Annotated in this window: 15 protein-coding genes and 1 tRNA gene; 8 read left to right on the forward strand and 8 right to left on the reverse strand. The window is 37.4% G+C overall.

The window, feature by feature from the left end:
- Positions 1–112 precede the first annotated feature (112 nt).
- Complete coding sequence (recG, locus tag FJG96_RS07075) at positions 113–2,221, forward strand: ATP-dependent DNA helicase RecG (RefSeq protein ID WP_139413345.1); 2,109 nt, start codon at positions 113–115, stop codon at positions 2,219–2,221.
- Between the two features lie 400 nt (positions 2,222–2,621).
- Here recG and glmS read toward each other — a convergent pair whose 3' ends face one another.
- The 5 genes from glmS to FJG96_RS07100 form a co-directional block, all read right to left on the reverse strand.
- Complete coding sequence (gene glmS / locus FJG96_RS07080; protein ID WP_139413346.1) at positions 2,622–4,445, reverse strand: glutamine--fructose-6-phosphate transaminase (isomerizing); 1,824 nt, start codon at positions 4,443–4,445, stop codon at positions 2,622–2,624.
- A gap of 175 nt (positions 4,446–4,620) precedes the next feature.
- Positions 4,621–5,970, reverse strand: coding sequence for a bifunctional UDP-N-acetylglucosamine diphosphorylase/glucosamine-1-phosphate N-acetyltransferase GlmU (gene glmU / locus FJG96_RS07085; protein ID WP_139413347.1), 1,350 nt, complete (start codon positions 5,968–5,970; stop codon positions 4,621–4,623).
- A gap of 14 nt (positions 5,971–5,984) precedes the next feature.
- Entirely contained in the window at positions 5,985–6,791 is an 807-nt protein-coding gene (locus FJG96_RS07090; protein ID WP_005773411.1) for a cytochrome c biogenesis CcdA family protein, read from the reverse strand.
- A gap of 25 nt (positions 6,792–6,816) precedes the next feature.
- Positions 6,817–7,800 (reverse strand): carboxypeptidase regulatory-like domain-containing protein, encoded by a 984-nt coding sequence (locus tag FJG96_RS07095; RefSeq protein WP_180338261.1) that lies wholly within the window; start codon positions 7,798–7,800, stop codon positions 6,817–6,819.
- Between the two features lie 40 nt (positions 7,801–7,840).
- Entirely contained in the window at positions 7,841–8,164 is a 324-nt protein-coding gene (locus tag FJG96_RS07100) for a HesB/IscA family protein (RefSeq protein ID WP_005775141.1), read from the reverse strand.
- 110 nt (positions 8,165–8,274) lie between these two features.
- Between FJG96_RS07100 and FJG96_RS07105 the strand changes: the two genes are divergently transcribed.
- The 3 genes from FJG96_RS07105 (at position 8,275) to FJG96_RS07115 (ending at position 13,903) form a co-directional block, all read left to right on the forward strand.
- Positions 8,275–9,477 carry a deoxyguanosinetriphosphate triphosphohydrolase gene (locus tag FJG96_RS07105; RefSeq protein WP_139413348.1) on the forward strand — a complete coding sequence of 401 codons (1,203 nt, stop codon included), beginning with the start codon at positions 8,275–8,277 and terminating at the stop codon, positions 9,475–9,477.
- 30 nt (positions 9,478–9,507) lie between these two features.
- Positions 9,508–11,265: an arginine--tRNA ligase gene (gene argS, locus FJG96_RS07110; protein WP_139413349.1), complete on the forward strand. Its 1,758-nt coding sequence runs from the start codon at positions 9,508–9,510 to the stop codon at positions 11,263–11,265.
- Positions 11,266–11,416: 151 nt separating this feature from the next.
- The gene (locus tag FJG96_RS07115) at positions 11,417–13,903 is read left to right on the forward strand and encodes an SPOR domain-containing protein (RefSeq protein ID WP_139413350.1); all 2,487 of its coding nucleotides are present in this window, start codon (positions 11,417–11,419) and stop codon (positions 13,901–13,903) included.
- A gap of 175 nt (positions 13,904–14,078) precedes the next feature.
- On the opposite strand, the gene FJG96_RS07120 is transcribed toward FJG96_RS07115, so the two are convergent.
- Positions 14,079–14,354, reverse strand: coding sequence for a hypothetical protein (locus FJG96_RS07120; protein ID WP_139413351.1), 276 nt, complete (start codon positions 14,352–14,354; stop codon positions 14,079–14,081).
- 309 nt (positions 14,355–14,663) lie between these two features.
- On the opposite strand from FJG96_RS07120, the gene FJG96_RS07125 reads away from it, so the two are divergent.
- Positions 14,664–15,770, forward strand: coding sequence for a branched-chain amino acid aminotransferase (locus tag FJG96_RS07125; RefSeq protein ID WP_139413352.1), 1,107 nt, complete (start codon positions 14,664–14,666; stop codon positions 15,768–15,770).
- Between the two features lie 117 nt (positions 15,771–15,887).
- On the opposite strand, the gene glpX is transcribed toward FJG96_RS07125, so the two are convergent.
- Both glpX and FJG96_RS07135 read right to left on the reverse strand, forming a co-directional pair.
- On the reverse strand, positions 15,888–16,874 hold the full coding sequence (gene glpX / locus FJG96_RS07130) for a class II fructose-bisphosphatase (RefSeq protein ID WP_139413353.1): 987 nt from the start codon (positions 16,872–16,874) through the stop codon (positions 15,888–15,890).
- A gap of 133 nt (positions 16,875–17,007) precedes the next feature.
- On the reverse strand, positions 17,008–18,324 hold the full coding sequence (locus FJG96_RS07135; RefSeq protein ID WP_139413354.1) for a homoserine dehydrogenase: 1,317 nt from the start codon (positions 18,322–18,324) through the stop codon (positions 17,008–17,010).
- A 1,424-nt stretch (positions 18,325–19,748) separates the two neighbouring features.
- Here FJG96_RS07135 and FJG96_RS07140 point away from each other — a divergent pair.
- The 3 genes from FJG96_RS07140 to FJG96_RS07150 all read left to right on the forward strand — a co-directional run bounded on the left by FJG96_RS07140 (position 19,749) and on the right by FJG96_RS07150 (position 23,353).
- Positions 19,749–19,823: transfer RNA gene (locus tag FJG96_RS07140), tRNA-Glu, on the forward strand.
- Positions 19,824–20,591: 768 nt separating this feature from the next.
- On the forward strand, positions 20,592–21,806 hold the full coding sequence (locus FJG96_RS07145) for an NADP-dependent isocitrate dehydrogenase (RefSeq protein ID WP_139413355.1): 1,215 nt from the start codon (positions 20,592–20,594) through the stop codon (positions 21,804–21,806).
- A gap of 116 nt (positions 21,807–21,922) precedes the next feature.
- On the forward strand, positions 21,923–23,353 hold the full coding sequence (locus tag FJG96_RS07150) for an MFS transporter (protein ID WP_139413356.1): 1,431 nt from the start codon (positions 21,923–21,925) through the stop codon (positions 23,351–23,353).
- The last annotated feature ends 11 nt before the right edge of the window (positions 23,354–23,364 follow it).

Below are 23,364 nucleotides of genomic sequence, written 5' to 3' on the forward strand. Positions count from 1 at the left end.
TTTCTTCCTAAAATTCAATAAGTTAATAAAACAATTTCCTCTTTATGAATTTATCCCCAAAAAGCTCTTCTAAAGGTCTAGAAAAAACAAAAAGAGCAGGTTAAATTTTCTTATGCCTCCAAGTCTTCTTACCCCTCTTTTTAATTCTATTCGAACCCTTTCTGGTATTACACCTAAAGTCTATGGTTTACTGACAAAACTTTTAAATGTGAATCCTACACAACGTGAAGCAACCCTTATGGATCTTCTTCAATTAATGCCCCATTCTGTTATAGATCGCAGAATGCGTCCCAGCATTGCTTACGCAAAAGAAGGAGAGACTGTTACGCTGGAAATTGTCATCGATCAACATCAATCCCCCCCTCGTGGTCATAAGAAAATTCCCTATCGTGTTATTGCCCATGATCAAACAGGAAAAATAAATTTAGTCTTTTTTCATGCTCAGCCTCTTTGGCTCAAAAAACAACTCTCTGAGGGAAAAAAAGTCATTGTATCAGGAAAAGTTGAATGGTTTAACGGACAACTTTCAATGGCGCATCCCGACTATATTATCCCGAGTGAACAATCAAATCAGATTCCTCTCATCGAACCTGTTTATCCCTCTACCGCCGGACTCGCTTCAAAGACGTTAAGACGTGCTATACAAAACGCTCTCGATTTTATTCCTCTCCTCCCAGAATGGATAGATGAAAATATTAAAAAGCAGCAAAATTTTTCTTCCTTTTCTGTTGCTTTACGCCGTATCCATGCCCCCATTAACCCCGATGATCTATCCTTAGAAAGTACAGCACGTAAACGTCTTGCCTATGATGAACTGCTCGCTTGTCAATTGGCGCTAGGTCTTGTTCGTTTGAAAACAAAATCTCTTGTTGGGACTCCTCGACCATCAACGGAAACTTATACGAAAAAATTGCTTAATATTCTCCCCTTTCAGCTCACAAAAGGACAGATAAAAGCGGTAGAGGATATCGCCAATGATCTTGCTTCACCAGAACCGATGCTAAGACTGCTCCAAGGTGATGTAGGCGCAGGAAAAACAGTCGTGGCACTAATGGCAATGGCACAAATTGCTGAAAATTCAGGACAATCAGCTTTAATGGCCCCCACAGAAGTGCTTGCTCGGCAACATTTTGCAACCATCACTCCTCTTGCCGAAAAGATAGGCTTACAAACAACGCTTTTAACAGGACGAGAAAAAGGAAAATTGCGGACAAATATTTTGAATGATATTTTATCAGGCCAAGTTTCTATCGTCATTGGGACCCATGCTCTCATACAAGACAGCGTTACTTATAACAATCTCGCTTTAACCATTATCGATGAACAACACCGTTTTGGTGTGCATCAACGTATTGCCCTTACAGAAAAAGGCAATAAACCAGATATGCTGGTCATGACCGCGACACCCATTCCCCGCACACTTGTCTTAACAGCTTTTGGTGACATGGATGTATCCAAAATTACAGAAAAACCAATGGGACGACAACCCATTACAACAGCAATGCTTTCTTTGAAACGTATGCATGAGCTTATAGAACGAATTGCAATTGCACTCGAAAAAGGAGAAAAACTCTATTGGATTTGTCCTTTAGTGGAGGAATCGACAGCTCTTGATCTTACTTCAATTGAAAATCGTTTTGCGTTTCTTCATGAACGCTTTGGAGCTCGCGTTGGGATGATTCATGGCAAAATGTCTACAGCAGAAAAAGAAGCTGCTATGGCATCTTTTAAATGCGGAAATACACGTATTTTAGTTGCAACAACCGTCATTGAAGTCGGCGTGGATATCCCAGACGCTTCAATTATTATCATCGAACATGCAGAACATTTTGGTCTTTCACAATTACACCAATTGCGTGGACGTGTAGGACGAGGTGATAAAAAATCCTCCTGCATTTTGCTCTATAAAGATCCACTCACCAAAACAGCAGCAAAACGCCTAAATATTATCCGTAATACAGAAGACGGTTTTGAAATTGCCGAAGAAGATTGGCGCTTGCGAGGCGAAGGAGAACTTTTGGGCACAAAACAATCCGGCGTCCCTGAATTTCATATAGCAAATCTTGCTGTTCACAGTGATCTTTTATCAATAGCAAGAAAGGATGCACGCTTATTTTTACAACGCGATCCTCATCTTTCTTCTGAGCAAGGACAAGCTTTACGGTTGCTTCTTTATCTTTTCGGACACGATAATGCTACACGCCTCTTACGAGCAGGATAATGATAGAAAAGAACCTTTGATAAAAAATAAAAATATTTCCCATACAAATATATTTTTTTCTTGGAATCACTCATAAATGATTTAACACACTTCCTACGTCATTTATGCTTCATGAAAGTATAAACAAACCAACAGCAGCATCTTTTCTCTCGATCTGGATTACTCTTGCATTAAAAGAGGAGAAGCATAATGCGTTCTTTTGCCCCTTATCTTCATAGATCTGATCCATTTTTTGATCGCTTAAGAGAATATTTTTTATTCTTTCATTAAGGATTTGGAATGAAAAACCCTATCTTTGATATTCTCATTCAACAGAAAAAATGAAAAAATAAACTATCATTATAAATCAATTTGTTATACTTTATTATTCTCCAAAAATTCAGAAATATACAATTTATTTTTATTCAACGGTGACTGATTTTGCTAAATTACGCGGTTGATCAACATCTGTTCCTAATAAAACAGCCGTATGATAAGCGATTAACTGAATGGGAAGCGCATAAATAATAGGAGCAATAAATTCTGGAACAACGGGTAAAGTAATCGTTGATAAAGTCTTAAGACAAGCTGCTTCTGCTCCTTTTTTATCGGTTATCAAAATAATACGACCATTGCGCGCTCCTACTTCTTGCATATTAGACAAAGTTTTTTCAAACCACCGATCATAAGGAGCCACAACAATAACGGGAATTGTTTCATCTACCAGTGCAATTGGTCCATGCTTCAACTCCCCCGCCGCATAACCTTCAGCATGAATATAAGAAAGCTCTTTCAGTTTAAGAGCTCCCTCCAGAGCAATCGGATAAGAAGTTCCACGTCCCAGATAAAGAACACTTTTTGCATTCACCAAATCACGACAAAGAGATTCAATATTGCCTTCTAATTTTAAGACCTCATTTAAAATACGGGGAACTTCTGCCAACTGTTGAACCAATTGCTGTTCCATTTGAACCGTGAGATAACCACGTTGTTTAGCCGCACTAAGTGCGAGTGAAGCAAGTGTTGCCAATTGACAGGTAAAGGCTTTTGTTGAAGCAACACCAATTTCCGGTCCGGCAAGTGTTGGGAAAATAAAATCAGCCTCTCTTGCCATTGTTGATTGCTTAACATTCACAATTGTAGCTGTTTTTACACCCCGCTCACGACAATAACGCAAAGAAGCCAATGTATCAGCTGTTTCACCAGATTGAGAAACAAACAGGGATAATACATCAGAGGTTATAGGGGGTTCACGATAACGAAACTCGGACGCAACATCATTATCAACGCTCAAAGCGGCATATTTCTCAAACCAATAGCGCGCAACTAAGGTTGAATAATAAGCCGTTCCACAACTCGCAAAAAGGAGACGATGAATATTTTTCCAATCAATCAAATTCTCAAAAGATCGAACGGTATAATTGCCAAGATCAAGATAATGCGCCAAATTATGAGAAATCACTTCAGGTTGTTCAAACATTTCCTTGTGCATAAAATGACGATGATTTCCCTTAGAAATCAATAATGCTTCTTCAAGTAAGGTTGTCACAGAACGTTTTACCGGCTGATTGTCTCCATCATAAATTGTGACGCCTTCCCGTGTGAGAACAGCCCAATCCCCATCTTCCAAATAACTAATATGATCAACGAATGGGGCCAAAGCAATAGCATCTGATCCCACAAAAAATTCATCTTTTCCGTAACCAATTGCCAACGGTGGACCAGAGCGAGCCGCAATCATAAGGTTATCTTCACCTTCAAAAATAAGAGCAAGTGCAAAAGCCCCCTGCAACCTTTTCCAACTATTACGCATAGCTTCTTGCGGAGAAAGACCACTTTTTAATGCACGCGTTATTAAATGTGCAATAACTTCTGTATCCGTCTCTGTCTCAAAGATATAACCATCTTCGATGAGTTCTTTTTGCAATTCTACAAAATTTTCAATAATACCATTATGCACAACCGCAAGCTTTTCAGTTACATGAGGATGCGCATTGCGCTCAACAGCAACGCCATGTGTCGCCCAACGTGTATGTCCAATCCCTAAATTTCCTTCCAGAGGAGTTTTTTTTAATTTTTCTTCTAAATGAACAAGCTTCCCCTCAGCACGTACACGATAAAGATGCCCATTATAAACTGTTGCCACCCCAGATGAATCATACCCCCTATATTCAAGACGTTTTAATCCCTCAACCAAAGAGGATGTAACACACCTCTTTCCAAGAATTCCAATAATTCCACACATTAAAAAGCTCCAACCCACATATCTTTAAGATTTAAATATCATAAAACAATCTAACAGCCTTTATTTAAAACGATAAATAATAAAATAATTCAAACATGGAGTACGGCAATCTTTAAGAATTAACCTCCTCTCCATCGTTGAATCAGTACAAAACAAAGGAATAGATTGAAAATGATCATTTTTTCTGTTTTTTTTCTAACAAGCGTGCCCGAAATTTTGTTGCATAGCCTTCTTTTATAACCTGTCGTGCACGCCCAAAAGCCATACTGTTCATAGGAATATTTTCAGTAATAACGCTTCCTGAAGCAACATAAGAGCCATCCCCGATCACCAATGGGGAAACAAGCGCCGTATTAGACCCAACAAAAGCATGATCACCAATCGTGGTCTTATATTTGTTAAATCCATCATAATTACACGTAATCGTACCGGCTCCAATATTGGTATGTGCACCAATTTCGGCATCACCAATATAACTTAAATGATTTATTTTAGAAGATTCTCCTACCTTAGCTTGTTTGACTTCACAAAAATTTCCAACCTTTACGGATTTTGCCAACTCTGTTCCAGGACGCAAACGTGCATAGGGACCAATCTGCGCATCTTGACCCACCACAGCACCTTCGAGATAACTAAATGCACGAATAACAGCACCAGAGTGTACTTTCACGCCGAGTCCAAAATAAACATTTGGTTCTATCACCACACCTGGTTCAATTTCTGTATCATGAGAAAAATAGACTGTTTCTGGTTTTAAGAGTGTAACACCCGATAACATTAAATCGCGCGCTTTACGTTTTTGCCACAAAGAATCAGCCTCAGAAAGCTCAAGACAGTTGTTAATTCCTGCGATATTTTCAAAAGGGACTTCAACAACACGTACATCCAACCCTTCGCGTGTTGCCAGAGAAGCAATATCGGTTAAGTAGTATTCTTTTTTCACATTGTTATTATCAATTTTCTCTAAAAGAGAAAGGGCATGTTTTCCACGCATAGCGAGTATTCCCCCATTACAAAAAGAAATCTTTTTTTCTTCGTCGCTTGCGTCTTTTTCTTCCACAATTGCAATCAATTGACCATTTTTCTCGAGAAGACGTCCATAACCTGTTGGATCTTGGGTATGAAAGCCTGCAAAAACAACATCTGCTCCATCAGCAAGCTGTGTACGCATTTGCTGCAATGAATCTTGCTGAATGAGAGGCGTATCCCCAAAAACAATGAGAACATCATCCACTCGCCTTTGCAAAGCTAAACGAGCCGATAAAACAGCATGCGCCGTTCCTAAACGCTCTTTTTGCTCAAAAATCATCACATCTTTTACACATGACTGAACAACATGTGCAACCTCTTGAGCACCAAATCCCACAACAACAGCCAATTGTGAAGATCCTGCCAATTCTATTTGTTTTAGAACGTGGCATATAAGAGGCAATCCAGCAATTTTATGAAGAACTTTAGGCAGAGACGATTTCATGCGCGTCCCTTCACCTGCAGCAAGAACAATAGAAAGACAACTTCTAACCATAAAAACACATCAGACTAACGAGAAAATCCAAAAAAGTTTACAATATCGTGCCAACGAATATCTTCAACATAACTCAATGAAGGATAATGCTCTAAAAGCCAAAATGAAAGATCCTGCATAGAGCCTGTTAGAAACAAAATCCCTGTAAGAATAAGAAAAACACCAATAATTTTTTCAACTTTTCCTAAATGAATACGAAAAGCTGCTAAAAACCGCATAAAATGACTCGAAAATAAAGCTGCCAATACAAAAGGAACAGCAAGACCTAACGCATAAACTGCTAATAGAATAGCGCCCTCACCCACAGTTTCTTTTGTTCCAGCAAGCGTTATAATAGGTCCTAAAATGGGACCAATACACGGGGTCCAACCAAAGGCAAAAGCTAAACCAATAACATAAGCTCCTAAAGGACCAGCAGGTGTTTTATGAGTCTGAAAACGCGCTTCACGAAATAAAAACGAAATCTTGAAAAGCCCTAGAAAATTTAAACCAAAAATAATAATGATCACTCCAGCAGCAAGAGCAAACCAATCACGATAATAACCGATGAATTTACCAATTGTACTTGCACTAGCGCCTAAAGCAACAAAAACAGTGGTAAACCCGAGAACAAAAGCGATAACAGAAGACAATAAAGCCCACCGTATAAAGACTTTCTCATCACGCTTTTCTGATCGAAAGTCATCAATACCAATCCCTGCCATATAGCATAAATAAGGGGGAACTAATGGCAAAACACATGGCGACAGAAAAGACAGAGCCCCCGCAAAAAACACACTAATTGTTGAAATTTCAATCAAAACGCACACCCCATCTTTCATCACGGTTTAGTTCTATGAACAACGATCAATCCATATCTTCATCAATTCGTTGCATATTTTGTTCATTCGCCACCACACTTATATCTTCATCATGACCAGAAACGACAGAAAAAACCTTTTGATAAATTTTATCTTTATTTTTAGCAATGGCAATATACTCTCCCTCCGCTAACACGAGTGAAACATAAGCCCCAACTGTTTCATAAACAATATCACCAGAATCATTGGCAAGAGACCAACTTGTATCTGCAAGTGCTTCTCCTCCTTCTTGTCGTACCAGCTTTAACACAATTTGAGCAGCCTGATGTTCAAGAGTAACTTCCGTTATTTTACCAGCCTCTACTTGAATATCCGAACGAGCCGTCGCATTAATGGAACCATAATGGGAAGCAACATGGTAGCGACCAGCTTTTAAACGCACAACAGATTGAGGTTTAACATTTGATAAAATGATCCCCGTATCATCATTTTCTTTTTCATCCTCATAGATCGTAAAACGTAATTCCTTTTCATTGATTTCACCATTGAGCAGTGTTGCATTTAAAATAAGACCCCCTGCCTCAAGATAAAAGTTTTTCACAAGACTCTGCCCATTTTCTAAACGAATATGGCGCATAGCACTCATATGACCAAATGAGACATGAACAAGATAACTTCCTGGCTCTAAATCAAAACGCGCACTTCCCCCCTTATGGGTTGCCACTAATGGTAATTTATTATCAATTCCTAGAATAGGGGCATAAAGGCGCCAGACAAGCCCTTTCTCAATATCTTGACGGCTATTTGTTAATCGAGCATTCAAAATGAGTTGCGCCTGAGATGCTAAATTCTCTTTTTGCTGCTCTTGGGACTTTAGAATAAAACTCCGTGATTGTCCCTGCTGTTGATCTACTCCTTCTTCACAAAAAGCACAATGGCTCCAGATCAACAAAGTAAGCACCACGCATAACCGCACACATCGGTGCACTATTTTTATAAGACTAGCCATTTTTACATTGTTGACCAACATGATATTTTTTTCAAGAAACAATATCACAAAGTCCCCACTCTCAAATTGAAAAACTTACACCACAACCACATGATGAAACGGCATTGGGATTATGAATCTGAAAAGACTGTCCCATAAGATCATCAACAAAATCAATCTCAGCTCCTTCCATGAAAGGAATCGATAGTGAATCAATAAGCACAGTTGCCCCATCTTTTTTGAAAACGAGGTCATCTTTACACATTTCAGAAACCAAGTCATATTTATAAGAAAAACCAGAACATCCACCGCCTTCAACAGAAATACGTAAGGCTATTTTATCAGGTTCACGCAAAAGTATCTGTACAATTTGCTGAGCAGCAGCCTCTGAAATTTTCACATTCATTTTATATATCCTTGCATTAAACCATCAAGAAAGAGTATCCCACACTATTAAAGAGAAAATTTATTCACATAAACCACTCTTAATTTTAAGATGATAATGGACAGCTTGCAATGGATATAGGCACGATCAACTTCAATTACCAATCTCGAGCCGTCTACAGTGCTCACCCGCAAACAAGCCGCGGCCGATTATTCCATGAAACGATGAGCTCTACGCGCTCACCCTTTCAACGAGATAGAGATCGTATTATCCATTCTAATGCATTTCGACGTCTTAAACATAAAACGCAAGTGTTTATTGCTGATGAAAGCGATCATTATCGTACCCGCCTTACCCATTCCATAGAGGTTTCTCAAATTGCACGAACACTCGCTAGGGCTCTGTATCTTGATGAAGATCTTGCCGAAGCCATTGCCCTTGCTCATGACTTTGGGCACACGCCCTTTGGCCATGCAGGAGAAGAAGCTCTCAATGAAGCCATGGCGGATTATGGCGGCTTCGATCATAATGCACAAGCCTTACGCATTGTTACAAAACTAGAACAGCGCTATGCAAATTTTGATGGCCTCAACCTTACATGGGAAACCCTCGAAGGTCTTGTAAAGCATAACGGGCCTCTTCTAGGTCCTCACGCGAAAAATAAAGAAGTTCCCACCGATATTTTACAATACAATGCAAAGCAAGATCTTGCACTCGATTGTTTTGCAGGACTAGAAGCACAATGTGCTGCGATTGCAGATGATATCGCATACAATGCCCATGATATTGATGATGGTTTACGATCGCAATTTTTAACTCTCGATCAATTTGAACACGTTTCACTAACAGCAGCCATCTTAAAGGATATAACCGATGAGCATCCCCGCCTTGACCAAGCACGACGCGGTTACACACTGGTACGAAGACAAATCACAACCATGGTCGAAGATGTTATCAAACAATCACATGAAAATTTGGCACGCATCAAACCAACCAGCATAAGCGATATTTACCAAGCAAAACAAACTATTGTTACCTTTTCACCGTCAATGACCGTTTACGAAAAAGAACTAAAAAATTTTCTTTTTAAAAATCTTTATTATCACGAACAAGTTCTCAGTCGTCGCAATGCAGCAAAAGACATTGTACAAAAATTATTCAATTGTTATTATGAAAATCCAGAGACAATGCCTGAAAGTTGGTGCAAAAAAGCAGTGCACTTAAAAAATCAAGAGTTAGCACGTCTGATTGCTGACTTTCTTTCAGGGATGACTGATCACTATGCTTTACGTGAATATCACCGTTTATTTGACCATACAGATCATTTCGTTTAATGGCTTTTAGCATCATCATGGAAGCTCAATATGAATATCTTTAAAAACTTCGAAAAAAAAATTAAAAAATCAATTGAATTATCTGATATAAAAGGAAAAAATGGAGAAGATCTAGATTTATCAAAAATCACCGTTGATCCCCCACGTGATTCCTCCCATGGTCATTTATCAACCAATGCTGCTATGGTTCTTGCAAAATCTATTGGGATGGGTCCCCGTACACTTGCAGATAAAATCATAGAACTGCTTAAAAATGATTCCTCTATTGAGAATATTGATGTTGCCGGTCCTGGTTTTATCAACATCAAGCTTACAAAATTATTTTGGCAAAATGCTATAAAGTCCATGCTTGAATTAGGCCTTTCTTATGGTCGCATGCCGATGGGACAGGGAAAACGCGTCAATGTTGAATATGTCTCAGCAAATCCGACGGGCCCTATGCATGTAGGGCACTGTCGCGGAGCTGTGGTGGGAGATGTTCTCTCCAATTTGCTGCAATTTACGGGCTATAACATCACGAAAGAATATTATATCAATGATGCTGGCCAACAAATCGAAGTTCTCGCTCATTCTGTACTGTTGCGCTATCGTGAAGCGCTTGGACAAAAAATTAATGAAATTCCAGAGGGGCTCTATCCTGGAGAGTACTTGATACCATTGGGTCAATCGTTGGCTCAAGAGTTTGGTGACCAACTCCTCTCCATGGATAAAGATGAAGCCTTATCTATCGTGAAAGAACGAGCGATTCAGGCAATGATGTCCATGATTCGCGAAGATTTGGCAGCTCTTAATATTTATCATGATATCTTTTTCTCTGAGCGAATGCTTTACGCAGATAATGCCCGCGCTATTCGTAATACCATTAACGATCTCACTTTAAATGGTTATATTTACAAAGGAAAACTCCCCCCTCCCAAAGGACAAAATATAGAAGATTGGGAACCAAGCGAGCAAACTTTGTTTCGTTCAACAAATGTTGGTGATGACCAAGACCGTGTTTTGGTTAAATCTGACGGCTCTTACACTTATTTTGCTGCTGATGTTGCTTATTTTCGGGATAAATTTAATCGTCATTTTGATGAAATGATTTATATTCTAGGCGCAGACCATGCTGGCTATATAAAGCGGCTAGAAGCTATGGCAAAAGCAATTTCTGGGGATAAAGCCAAACTAAGTGTTTTCTTATGCCAATTGGTAAAACTCTTTCGCGATGGTCAACCTGTACGCATGTCAAAAAGAGCCGGATCATTTGTGACTCTAAGAGATGTTGTCGAAGAAGTTGGTCGTGATCCAGTACGTTTTATGATGCTCTACCGCAAATGCGAAGCACCTCTTGATTTTGATTTTGCAAAAGTAACGGAACAATCAAAAGATAACCCCATCTTTTACGTACAATATGCAAGCGCACGTTGTCACTCAGTCTTTCGTCAAGCACAAGAAGTACTTCATATTGAAAGCTTTTCAAAGGACACATTGATCTCCCATCTTCATCGACTAACAGATGACAATGAAATATTATTAATACGCAAACTTTCTGAATATCCGCGTATCATTGAACAAGCCGTCGTTCATAAAGAACCCCATCGATTAGCGTTTTATCTTTATGATCTTGCTTCCTGCTTTCACACCCATTGGAATAAAGGGAGTGAAAGTCTCAATTTACGTTTTATTCAGCCTAATGATAAAGAGTTATCCTTTGCAAGATTGGGCTTGATACAAGCTGTTATCAATATTTTATCATCAGGACTTAGCATCATAGGAGTCGAAGCCCCAATAGAAATGCGTTGAAAAAGTTCTATAAATACATACAATAGATACTTTATTGGTAAACTTTTTCATGTATCCTTGCATGAGAGGGGGAAAATTTATAATTTTAACATAACAAATCAAAATTAACCATTGATTGCACGTAAGTGCAAATCATTATGTGAGAAGAGCTATGAGCGATAACGATCGCAAGAATCCGCACGAAACAAAACAAGATCATGAACACCATGATCCTTTAGAAAGACTTACACGCATTTTTAATCCGACCAAACAAAGCGGAAACCAAAATGAGCACTCTTCTTTAGAGACAGATCACTCGACATCTCATTCTAAAACATCATCCCCTGATGACTTTGATTTGTCCTTCTTAGAAGAAGAACTTGAAAACAATTTAACACACGACTCAACCTTTGATGATCAAAAAAAGCAATGGAACTTACATGCAACCAGCAACGCAACAGCCTCAGATATTGCACAAACTGGTTCTTTCAACCATACAAAACAAAATAATTTATCTGGAGAAAAATATTCTTCACCGATCAGTCATGATGAAGAACAAATTTTAGACGCGCTTTCTCCATTACCAATCCAAAAGAATCAATTGTTTCAACAGAAAAAGACCGCAACAAGTGATAATCCTTTTACCTCAGAATCAGAAAAATTCTTTTTTAATGAATCTGAAAAGCGCGAAAACAAAAGAAATGAGACAGAAACTGTTGAACAAACCAATCGTTTTTCACAAACGACCTCACAACAGCCTAAAACTTCGAATATACAAAAAACTTATGATGACAATCAAAACTTCTATGATCCTTCTATAAACCATCCCTATAAAATTTCAGAGAACCAAGAAAGTTGGACCCAAGAAGATTATACGGATGTCTCCTCTTCTTCAAAAGCAAATCAGTCTTTTTCATCTTCTAACCTTGTGTCAGAAAGACAAAGCATGCCGAGAAATCAGACAACAAGTGGCTTCTCCTCTCCTTTGGATTCTACACACGTTGACAAACAATCTTATTTAGAGGGATCTTCACAAGAAGATCATACAACCGATTATCCCCATTTTTTTGAAGAAAATCCCTCACAACAAGAAACTTACAGTGAAAAAATCCCAACATATAATGAAGTTCAAACCCAATACCTTAATAAAGCTGAAAATGTCTCTAACCCAAACAGAGAAATTTCATATAACCAAAATAATTTAGATGAGTTTCTTTCCTCATCAAAACCCCTTAATACAAAACAAACTGATCGCTTTTTTGCCCATAACTATACACACAGAAATACGCCCCCTCCCAATGTTGATACTTATAAATTTTCAGAAGAAATCGTAGAAAAAACTGGCCCTATTATGGTTCCAGAAGTCCCATATGAGGCCCCAGAATATGATGTCCCAACAGGTGGTTTGGAAGAAGAATTTGCAGATGTACTCAATGTAGGACATATTCCAACGGATAATTTGTCTCAAAAACAACAGAAAAATGAAACTTTCAATGAAATTTTTCATCAAACTATGCAAAATTCAAAAGAAGGAGTTTATATAAACTCTAAAGAACAAAATGCCGACTATTTCTCTGCTGCCAATATGGAATATAATTCCCCCTCTTTGAGTGAGAATTCACCATATACAAGCTCAGATGAAATCTCTATGCCTCCCTCAGCGCCTCCTCTCCTTAAAAGTTCTATTTTGAGTAAAGTTTTATTCAAAGGTATTTTTCTTCTTATTTTAGTAGCCATTGGATTTGCTGGTTATTCTCATTTTTTCATGTCATCACAGAAAAATGAAGAAAGGGTCATTATCCACGCTGATAATACACCTTTTAAATTCAAACCAGAAACAACTGAAACGAAAAATGATGTTGCCCATAATTTAGATGTCTATAAACAAACGACTGGACAAAATGACAAACAAGAGCATACACAACAATTTCTTATTGACAGCTCTGAACAACCTAGTAACCTAGAGGGTCTAAATACAGAAGAATCTCCACACGTTTCACCATCTTCTTCAACTGAATCTGATGTTGAAGATGCAGTTACTGAAGCTATCAATCATACTATTCCAACGCGAGAAGTACAAACCGTTATTGTCAATCAAGATGGTACAATTACACTGTCTCCTGTGCATCAAACAGAGAAAAAAACTGCTCCTCAATCTACAGAATCCATTAATCAAATTCCTGACGAGCTTCAAGAATCATCCGTTGTTTTGTCGCATGATTCCGATAAAAATGACCAAGAAAGTGATTATGATCTCAAAAATAATATTGATAAAATAATCGCTGAAAATACCTCTAATACGAATATTGAAGAAAAATTTATCCCAATTCCTTCTCATGCAGAGAGAAATACAGAAGTTGAAACGCAGGCTGCATCTCGCCCCACAGCAGCAAATAGAGTTGCACCACAAAATTCAGAGAGTTATTATGTACAACTTTCCTCTCAACCAACGCATGAATTAGCGAGAGATTCTTTGAAAATTATGAAATCCAAATTTGGATTCATTATCGGGTCCCGTCCTTTAAATATTCAACCGGCTTTTATACCAGGAAAAGGAACCTATTACCGTGTTCGTATTCAAACGCAGAACCGTAATGAAGCCATAATCCTTTGTGAAACCATTAAAAATTCTGGTGGAAGTTGCTTCATCACACGTTAAAGGTTAACCATGTAACGGTTATTAAAACCGTTACATGGTTTATCTCAATGATTTATCGAAAATTCCAGAAATTAAAATCATCTCAAGCTTTTTGACTTATGTATTTACGCTGACTTTATTTTTTTAATCTGCGTCAGTTTTCGCTTTATTTAAAAGATTATGTTTACAAAAAAAATCACTGCGTACTCTTATAGGTATAAGGTACAGGAGGGGATGAATTTAAATCTTTTTGGGGCGTCGTTATGGTCTGGCTTGTTTCTGGAGTACTATAATGTGAACTATGTTCAGGAGATCTAGCAAAAAAAGATCCTAAAAAACCAAAAATAAACCAAATAATAGCCAGAGCAAGAAGAATAGCAAAAATACCCTTAGCGATTGAAACACGCTGTTCACGATCTTTTCTTTCTTCAGCCATACGTTCTTCATATGTGTGATAATTTTTATCAATCATAGTAGATTCCTTTTCTCAATCCCCTTAACCTTCAAATTTTTAGAAAACATGCATATATGAAATTATTCAGATACTTATTTTTAGAAAACGATAAAGAAAGATAAAGGTTCCAGATATCTTCATAAAGTAAGGAAAGAGAACCGAGAATAGAATTAAAATATCTACCATAACCTTTGAACTCTATAATAAAACCCTTTGAGTTCTACAATAAAACATTGACACAAAGGATTTGCTAATAATAGAGTTATGATCAAAATATCTTATTATTTTTATTAATAAAAAATAAAACAGTCTCAAAAGGTTTTTCTTATGAACTCTCCCCTATCGTCACTTCCCTTTAAAATAGAAAAGCACCCATCACCTCTGTCAGAAGAAAAACGTGAAGAAATTCTAAAAAATCCTGGTTTTGGTCAATTCTTTACAGACCATATGTGCACTATTCAATGGACAGAAGACAAAGGCTGGCATAACGCCGTTATTTCTCAATACAAAGCTTTAGAAATTAACCCCGCAAGTACCGTTTTGCATTATGGACAGGAAATTTTTGAGGGTTTAAAAGCATATCGCGCAAAAGATGGACGCATCTTACTCTTCCGTCCTGATGCCAATGCACAAAGGTTTATAGAGTCAGCAAAACGGTTAGCCATGCCAGAATTACCAAAAGATATTTTTCTGGATGCCGTTCATCAACTCGTAAAAATTGATCAAAAATGGGTTTCTAGTCATCCTAATGCGAGCCTCTATCTCCGCCCATTTATGTTTGGCAATGAAAACTTTTTGGGCGTTCGCCCTTCTCAAGAGTACCTTTTTTGTATCATAGCCTCTCCAGTTGAATCCTATTTTAAAGGAGAAGAAAAACCTGTCAGCGTCTGGATTGAAACAGAGTATAGTCGTGCTGGTCCAGGAGGGACAGGTGCTGCCAAATGTGGTGGAAACTATGCAGCCAGCTTACTTGCACAAAAAAGTGCAATTGAAAACAATTGTAGCCAAGTGCTCTTCCTTGATATGGTTGAACATACATGGATTGAAGAACTTGGCGGTATGAATGTCTGCTTTATTATGGACAATAATACACTCGTAACCCCTCCCCTTAATGGAACGATTCTTCCGGGAATAACACGTCATTCAATTTTGCAGTTGGCTCAACAAATGGGATTAAAGATAGAAGAGCGTCCTTATTCTTTTGCATCGCTTCAAGAAGATGCAAAGAGTGGACACCTTAAAGAAGTTTTTGCTTGTGGTACAGCTGCCGTTGTCACATCAATCGGCCGTTTTAGATATAAAGGGGGAGAATTTATTATCGGAAATGAAACAGTTGGAGAAGTCACAAAGCATCTTCGCACACAATTGGTTGATCTTCAAAAAGGGAATATAGAAGATAAAAATGGCTGGGTTTATTCTGTCCAGCTCTCATAATAAGTCGATGTTCTCATATCTATAAACACTTCCATGAAGATATATTAGACCTTCATGGAAGTGTACATACTAAAAATAATCTCTCTATTTTTCTAAGGATGACAAAAGAAAAAATATTTAATCAAATTTCGAATGGTCTCTATGCTGTGCTTTAATATTACGAACTGTCCCCGTATGGGAACGCATAACAAGAGTTTCTGTTTGAATGTAGCGAGGCGTGAATTTAACACCAGAAAGCATATTACCATCTGTCACCCCTGTCGCCGAGAACAAAACGTCACCCCTTGCCATTTCTTCCATTGTATAAACCTTATTGGGATCACTAATCCCCATTTTGGCTGCACGAGCAATTTTCTCTTCTGTATCAAGCAACAAACGACCTTGCATCTGTCCTCCAATGCAGCGTAAAGCAGCAGACGCTAAAACACCCTCTGGAGCTCCACCAATCCCCATATAAAGATCAATACCTGTGTCTTCTGGATCAGTTGTATCAATAACAGCAGCGACATCTCCATCACCAATCAAGCGAATCGATGCCCCTGTCGCTCGCACTTGATCAATCAAATTTTGATGACGAGGTCTATCCATAATACAAACAGTAATCTGATTAACAGCCACTCCTTTAGCCTTTGCAAGAGCATGAATATTATCGGTAGGACAAGCATCTATATCCACCACTCCCTTTGGGTACCCAGGACCAATAGCAATTTTGTTCATATAAACATCAGGGGCATAAAGGAGGTTCCCCTTTTCAGCAATGGCAACCACCGCCAAAGAATTGGCAAGATTTTTAGCACAAAGTGTAGTTCCTTCCAATGGATCAAGTGCAATATCGATTGCCAGTCCATTTTGAAGACCTACTTTTTCTCCAATATAAAGCATGGGCGCTTCATCCCGCTCACCTTCACCAATCACCACTGTACCCTCAATAGGCAATCGATTAAGTTCCCTCCGCATTGCATCTACAGCAGCTTGATCGGCAGCCTTTTCATCGCCACGTCCACGCCAGCGCGCAGCAGCAACAGCAGCACGTTCAGTGACACGCACCAATTCAAGTGTCAAAATACGGTCAAGTCCATTTAAAGTCTTCTGAGTTGTGGGCATGTGAAAAAATCCTACCGAATAAATACCAGAAAAATATGAGCCCTATTAAGCTCTAAAAGTAAAGCTTTTGGCAAAGATGAAAACTTTCCACAAGAGATAAAAGTATTCCAGCTTGTCAAATCAATATAAATTATCAATTCTCTGCCATACGTTCAATACGAATGAATTGAGATTTTGCAACAAGATGTCCATCTTTTTCAATTTCTGCAAGTGCCTGTCGTACATTTACTTCTGTTGTTTCATGCGTGATTAAAATAATCGTTTTTTCAATCTGGTTTTCTATAAAAGGTCTTTGAACAATCGACTCTAACGAAATATGATTATCAGCCATATGCCTTGCAACCGTGGCAAAAACACCAGCACGATCATGAACATTTAAACGTATAAAATAGCCCCCTGCATGATTTGAAATGCGTGCTTTTTTATGAGGAGTAAGCTCTAAAGCGGGACGTCTTAAAACAGGTGCATAGTGAAAATCAGAACGTGCTTTTGCTATATCAGCCAAATCACCAATAACAGCTGATGCTGTTGCCATTCCTCCAGCGCCAGGACCAGAAAACAGTAATTCACCTAATAAATCACTTTGAATAGAAAGAGCATTGGTTACACCATTGATCTGTGCAATCATTGAAGATGTTGGGACCATTGTCGGGTGAACGCGTTGCTCTATTCCAGAATCCGTTTTTAATGCAACCCCTAAAAGCTTAATTCGATACCCCAATTCATCAGCCGCCCGAATATCAATTTGTGAAATATTATGAATTCCTTCAACATAAACATCATCTAACGAAACAGCTGTTCCAAATGCTAAGCTTGTTAACAAAGCTAATTTATGAGCCGTATCATTTCCCTCAATATCAAAAGTTGGATCTGCTTCAGCATACCCCAGTCTTTGTGCATCTGCTAAACAATCTTTGAATGAAAGACCTTCTGTAAACATGCGTGTTAATATATAATTACAGGTTCCATTGAGAATACCATAAATCCGCGATATGTGATTACTGACAAGTGATTCTCTCATCGCTTTAATAACAGGGATTCCCCCTGCAACAGCTGCTTCAAAATGAAGAAAAACACCCTTTTGTTCTGCAATTATAGCTAGCTCTACTCCATGTCGAGCAAGAAGAGCTTTATTGGCTGTCACAACATGATGTCCTGCCTCAAGCGCCCTTTTAACAGCAGTATATACAATATCCAATTCACCACCAATTAACTCAACAAAAACATCAATCTCATCAAAGGCAGCCATCTCCACAGGTGAATCAAACCATCTTATATTACTGAGATCAATTCCACGATCACGGCCTTTATCGCGTGCACTAACAGCAACGACTTTGATGGATCGCCCACATTGACAAGCTAAACTATTCGCTTTTTCACATAGAGCTCGAACAACTGAAGTACCAACCGTACCAAGTCCCGCAACACCAACTTTTAAAGCTTCTGCCATTATCTAACCACTGATCCCTATCTTTATTGAAAAATCGTTTAAATGATGTGTCTTCGACACAAAGAATGCTTATATCCCTCAGAATAAAAGAAATCCCCTGCTCACTCCACTTTCTTTTTTTCTAATAGAATTATCCCCGCTTGTTCAATCAAAATTCCTAAAAATAAAAATATTTATTTTCTTTTATTTATTTTTTCAAAGATTTCATAACCTTTATAAAAAATTTAATTCAAAATGAAAATCTGCAAAACGGATAAATGCAAGTTTCCTTTTAAAATTTTCTTATTTTAAAATAAGCAAAAAACTTCCCATAAAAACTCAACTCTATCAACAACGGATAGAAAAAATCTCTCAAAAAACAATCAATAACAAACGAAAGAATACTGAAAACTTAGTAAGAAAACAAAAACATAACTCTTCTAAATCAACAAGTATTAAACAAAAAACATTCTCTTATGTGATACGTAAGGAGAATGGATAAAATAAAGCAGATGAGTAAATAATACCACATTCCTTCCTACCATTATATAGCTTAAACTCGTTCTTTAATGCAAAAATCTTAACGCTCTCCTATATAAAAACAGAACCTTACATTAAAGTAAAAAGCAAAAACTCATGTGTGTACAGCATAATTCTGAAATATTATAAATATGGAGAATAAATTTGCAAAATTCGAATATTTTATCTCAACTTATTGGCACTCTTTTGAAAAACGAACGAATTGAAATGACAAAAACCTCAATAAATCCTTTATCTGTGCTGCTTCACTTTCAAATAAAGAACTTTCTAAAGATGTGAGAGAACAAATAAAAAGCCTTTAATTTTCTTTACAGCCCTGTAAAAATAAAGTTAAGAAAAATAATTTTTAAAATATTTCGTAAAAATTTCCTCAATATTTTTTATTTTTATCATATATATTTTTTTATGAAATTAAAAGGAATCTACGGCTTATGCTTCAAAAGAAAACTTTTATGTGATTCGTACTCTTTGTTAACTTGCTCATAAATATTGGCTTTCTCCTTCATAAATTATATGGTTTTTCTTTATGATAAGCTCAAATAAACAGCTTTCTGTATCAAAGCTCTCTCAAACAAGTCACAGAATATTCACATGTAGAAGTATGAAACAAAGATGAATAAAATATGCAAAAATAAATATCTTTTAAATGCTGTTATGCTCATTTTATCTAAGCCTCAAACTGAAAATAAACAATAAATATTATTCACTTAATATGATGTTCGCAGTAAAATTTTCTATCCATCATGATAACTCTATATTTTTTCGAGAAAAAATCTTAGAAAATAAAACAATCCAAACAAAAGTCACATAAAAAATTATTCAATAAAACACACTTTTTTCAAAAAAAATGACACAGAGGGCTTGCGAAGTAAAAAGATCCTCTCTATAAGCCTGATCATTGGTTTGCGCCCATCGTCTAGCGGTTAGGACATCGCCCTTTCACGGCGGAAACAGGGGTTCGATTCCCCTTGGGCGTACCATTCTTCTTTTTCTTCTATATAAGATATTCATTTTACTTATGTTTTTAAACATGAGGAATCATAAATAAAAATGAAGAAATAGGCTTTTAAAGGAGTCTTTTCGTAAAAAAGGTGCAAAAATTACCGTGTGATACATTTTTGTTTCTTTTCAGAAAAAGCACTCTAATGTAGGTCTTAACAGCAATAAAATCTAAGTTGGAGAAAGAGCTTTCTCTCACGATAGGGTGGTTTATAAGCCTATTCATACGTATGATGTTAATTTTTGAATTAAAACCGCCACACCCTTTATGCATTTCTTTTAACTTTCAAAACTGAAATTGACTACTAAAAAGGCATTTTAGATGAATCATTCCTCACTACAGGGCTTTATATCACATTAAATTTTCTATAAACAAACAGGCCGTAATTTTTTAGATCAAATGCCGATATAAAAATAGATGCTTACTCACGCAAAAAACTCGGAAAACCATCACTGAGAATACAATCAACTTATCAAATCGTTAAATAGAAAATTTGATAATAAAAATGCATCTCCCTATTCCCCAGAAATATCCTTAATTTATTGATTAATTAGACTTTTTATCACTTACACAATGATGATAGGTTTGCAAACACATCACCTCTTTTCAAAAAATTAAACTCTTCAATAAAAGTTTACACTCTATTGATCATATATTCTAACACCCATATTTACTTGCCCTTTTTACTTTTCATTATAAACCTGAAAGTGCTATAAAGTAATATCACTTAAAAGAAAAAGGACTTCTAATGGCAAAGATCAAAGTAGAAAACCCCGTTGTTGAACTCGATGGGGATGAAATGACCCGTATCATCTGGAAATATATCAAAGATAAATTAATCCATCCCTATCTCGACATTGATCTCAAATATTATGATCTTTCCGTCGAAAACCGTGATGCAACCAATGATCAGGTAACGATTGATTCTGCCAATGCTATCAAGAAATATGGGGTTGGTATAAAATGTGCAACCATCACACCTGATGAAGCACGTGTCAAAGAATTTAACCTAAAAAAAATGTGGAAATCACCCAATGGTACTATCCGCAATATTTTAGGAGGAGTCATTTTTCGCGAACCCATTATCTGTAAAAATGTTCCTCGCCTTGTTCCTAACTGGACAAAGCCGATTATTATCGGACGTCACGCTTTTGGTGATCAGTATAAAGCAACAGATTTTAAATTTCCAAGCAAAGGAAAATTAAGCATTAAATTTGTCGGCGATGATAACCAAGTTATTGAGCATGATGTTTTTGATGCCCCAAGCGCAGGGGTTGCCATGGCAATGTATAACCTTGATGAGTCAATTCGTGATTTTGCCCGCGCATCTTTTAATTATGGACTACAGCGGAATGTTCCGGTTTATCTCTCAACAAAAAATACCATCTTAAAAACTTACGATGGTCGTTTTAAAGATATCTTTCAAGAAATATTTGATACGGAATTTAAAGATGAATTTGAAAACCGCCAATTATATTACGAACACCGTCTCATTGATGATATGGTAGCTTCTGCATTAAAGTGGTCCGGCGGATACGTATGGGCATGTAAAAACTATGATGGTGATGTTCAATCCGATATTGTTGCCCAAGGCTTTGGTTCTCTTGGTCTTATGACTTCCGTTCTCATGACACCAGATGGTAAAATTGTTGAAGCAGAGGCCGCACACGGCACCGTAACACGCCATTATCGTCAGCATCAAAAGAATGAAGAAACTTCAACAAATTCTATTGCATCTATTTTTGCATGGACTCGGGGATTAGCACACCGCGCCAAACTGGATAACAATGAGAAATTAAAAAACTTTGCCACAACATTGGAAGAAGTTTGTATTAAAACCGTTGAAGAAGGTTTTATGACGAAAGATCTTGCACTTTTGATTGGGCCTAAACAAAAATGGCTTTCTACGACAGGTTTTCTCGATAAAATTGATGAAAATCTCAAAAAAGCAATGGGCAATTAAGAGATAATTTAATTAAAATTCAAAGCTCTAAATAGAGCTTTGAATTTTTCTTGGAAAATTTAAAGAACTACCTTATAAGTAAAAAGAGAATGAACTTTTATTAAATAGCAAAAACAGTGAAAAAACAAAGCTGGTCTACGCTTTTATTGGGTAAAAATGGTCTTTGCTTTTTAACGTTTACAGGCGGAGTTATGTTGCACGCCACTAACGTTTACATTGTTATTACTATTTTACCTTCTCTCATGAATCATATTGGCAATGAGATATATTATTCTTGGGTAGCAACTGTCTTCATTACAGCTTCTCTCGTAGGAACTTCCCTTGCAACAAAAATATTAGGGAAATTAGGTCCTCGTAACGCTTATGTTATCTCTGGACTTATCTTTACCCTAGGAACTTTCCTGTGCAGCATTTCTTCATCTATGCCATTATTTTTAATAGGACGCTTTATTCAAGGTTTTGGAAGTGGTTCTTTGTTATCCTTATCTTATTCCATGGTACGTATTGTTTGCAGCCCATCTTTATGGTCACACGCATTAAGTGTTATCTCTGGGATGTGGGGAATATCAACCTTATTAGGGCCAGCGATCGGGGGACTTTCTGTATATTATGGCCTATGGCGAGCATCCTTTTGGATCATTGGTGTATTCGCTATATTCTTCTCAATCATCGCCTTTAAACTTTTACCAAAAAAGAATGAAAATGATATTCCAACATCCCCTCTCCCTCTTCTTCAGCTTTTCACACTCACCTTATTGATTTTTATCATTTCGGTTGGAGGAGCTATGGAGTCGACAATGGCAAAAATCTGCGGACTCATTATCGGACTTAGTCTTCTCTTTGTTCTAGCAAAAATCGAATCATCTAATTTTCACCCTATGTTGCCACACAAATCCTTTTCTTTTTCTTCTGAAATTTTTCCTGTTTACGCATTAATCCTCGTTATGACAACAGTCGTATACAGTATAGAACTTTATTTTCCGCTTTTTCTTCAAGAGCTTCATGGGCAAGCTCCACTTATTGCTGGTTATATAGCAGCACTCATGAGCCTAGGGTGGACATGCGGAGCCCTCTCAAGTGCTGGTATATCCGCAAGGAAAATTCGCAACATCATTGTATACTCCCCCTTATTAAAACTGTTAGGCATCACCATTCTTTTATGGCTTATTCCAACAGAAGTTTCCACACTTGAATATATTTTTATTATTTGCTTAGCACTATTTTCTATTGGAATAAGTGCAGGCATAGCATGGCCACATTTGCTCACAAGGATCTTACAATGTGTAAATGATGAAGATGCTCTGCGTGCAAGTGAATCCCTTACCTCTGTACAACTATTTTCAGCGGCCTTAAGTGCAACTCTAGCGGGAGTCATCACTAATCTTGCTGGCCTTTTTAATCCTGGAGGGAAAATAGGAATGATCTTAGCAGCAAAAACGCTTCTGATCGTGCTCATGGGGCTTTTATTTTGTTTTGCTATTCCATTAGCGCTGCGCATTTCCTACTGCATATTAAAAAATCCAATAGGACATTCCAATAATAACTAAAAATAAATATA

Source organism: Bartonella mastomydis, from assembly GCF_900185775.1.
In the GTDB taxonomy this organism is placed as follows: domain Bacteria; phylum Pseudomonadota; class Alphaproteobacteria; order Rhizobiales; family Rhizobiaceae; genus Bartonella; species Bartonella elizabethae.

What these genes read in the sequence shown, in the direction of transcription:
- recG (WP_139413345.1), top strand. Translation starts at nt 113, where the DNA reads ATGCCTCCAAGTCTTCTTACCCCTCTTTTTAATTCTATTCGAACCCTT.
- glmS (WP_139413346.1), bottom strand. Translation starts at nt 4,445, where the DNA reads ATGTGTGGAATTATTGGAATTCTTGGAAAGAGGTGTGTTACATCCTCT.
- glmU (WP_139413347.1), bottom strand. Translation starts at nt 5,970, where the DNA reads ATGGTTAGAAGTTGTCTTTCTATTGTTCTTGCTGCAGGTGAAGGGACG.
- FJG96_RS07090 (WP_005773411.1), bottom strand. Translation starts at nt 6,791, where the DNA reads ATGAAAGATGGGGTGTGCGTTTTGATTGAAATTTCAACAATTAGTGTG.
- FJG96_RS07095 (WP_180338261.1), bottom strand. Translation starts at nt 7,800, where the DNA reads ATGTTGGTCAACAATGTAAAAATGGCTAGTCTTATAAAAATAGTGCAC.
- FJG96_RS07100 (WP_005775141.1), bottom strand. Translation starts at nt 8,164, where the DNA reads ATGAATGTGAAAATTTCAGAGGCTGCTGCTCAGCAAATTGTACAGATA.
- FJG96_RS07105 (WP_139413348.1), top strand. Translation starts at nt 8,275, where the DNA reads ATGGATATAGGCACGATCAACTTCAATTACCAATCTCGAGCCGTCTAC.
- argS (WP_139413349.1), top strand. Translation starts at nt 9,508, where the DNA reads ATGAATATCTTTAAAAACTTCGAAAAAAAAATTAAAAAATCAATTGAA.
- FJG96_RS07115 (WP_139413350.1), top strand. Translation starts at nt 11,417, where the DNA reads ATGAGCGATAACGATCGCAAGAATCCGCACGAAACAAAACAAGATCAT.
- FJG96_RS07120 (WP_139413351.1), bottom strand. Translation starts at nt 14,354, where the DNA reads ATGATTGATAAAAATTATCACACATATGAAGAACGTATGGCTGAAGAA.
- FJG96_RS07125 (WP_139413352.1), top strand. Translation starts at nt 14,664, where the DNA reads ATGAACTCTCCCCTATCGTCACTTCCCTTTAAAATAGAAAAGCACCCA.
- glpX (WP_139413353.1), bottom strand. Translation starts at nt 16,874, where the DNA reads ATGCCCACAACTCAGAAGACTTTAAATGGACTTGACCGTATTTTGACA.
- FJG96_RS07135 (WP_139413354.1), bottom strand. Translation starts at nt 18,324, where the DNA reads ATGGCAGAAGCTTTAAAAGTTGGTGTTGCGGGACTTGGTACGGTTGGT.
- FJG96_RS07145 (WP_139413355.1), top strand. Translation starts at nt 20,592, where the DNA reads ATGGCAAAGATCAAAGTAGAAAACCCCGTTGTTGAACTCGATGGGGAT.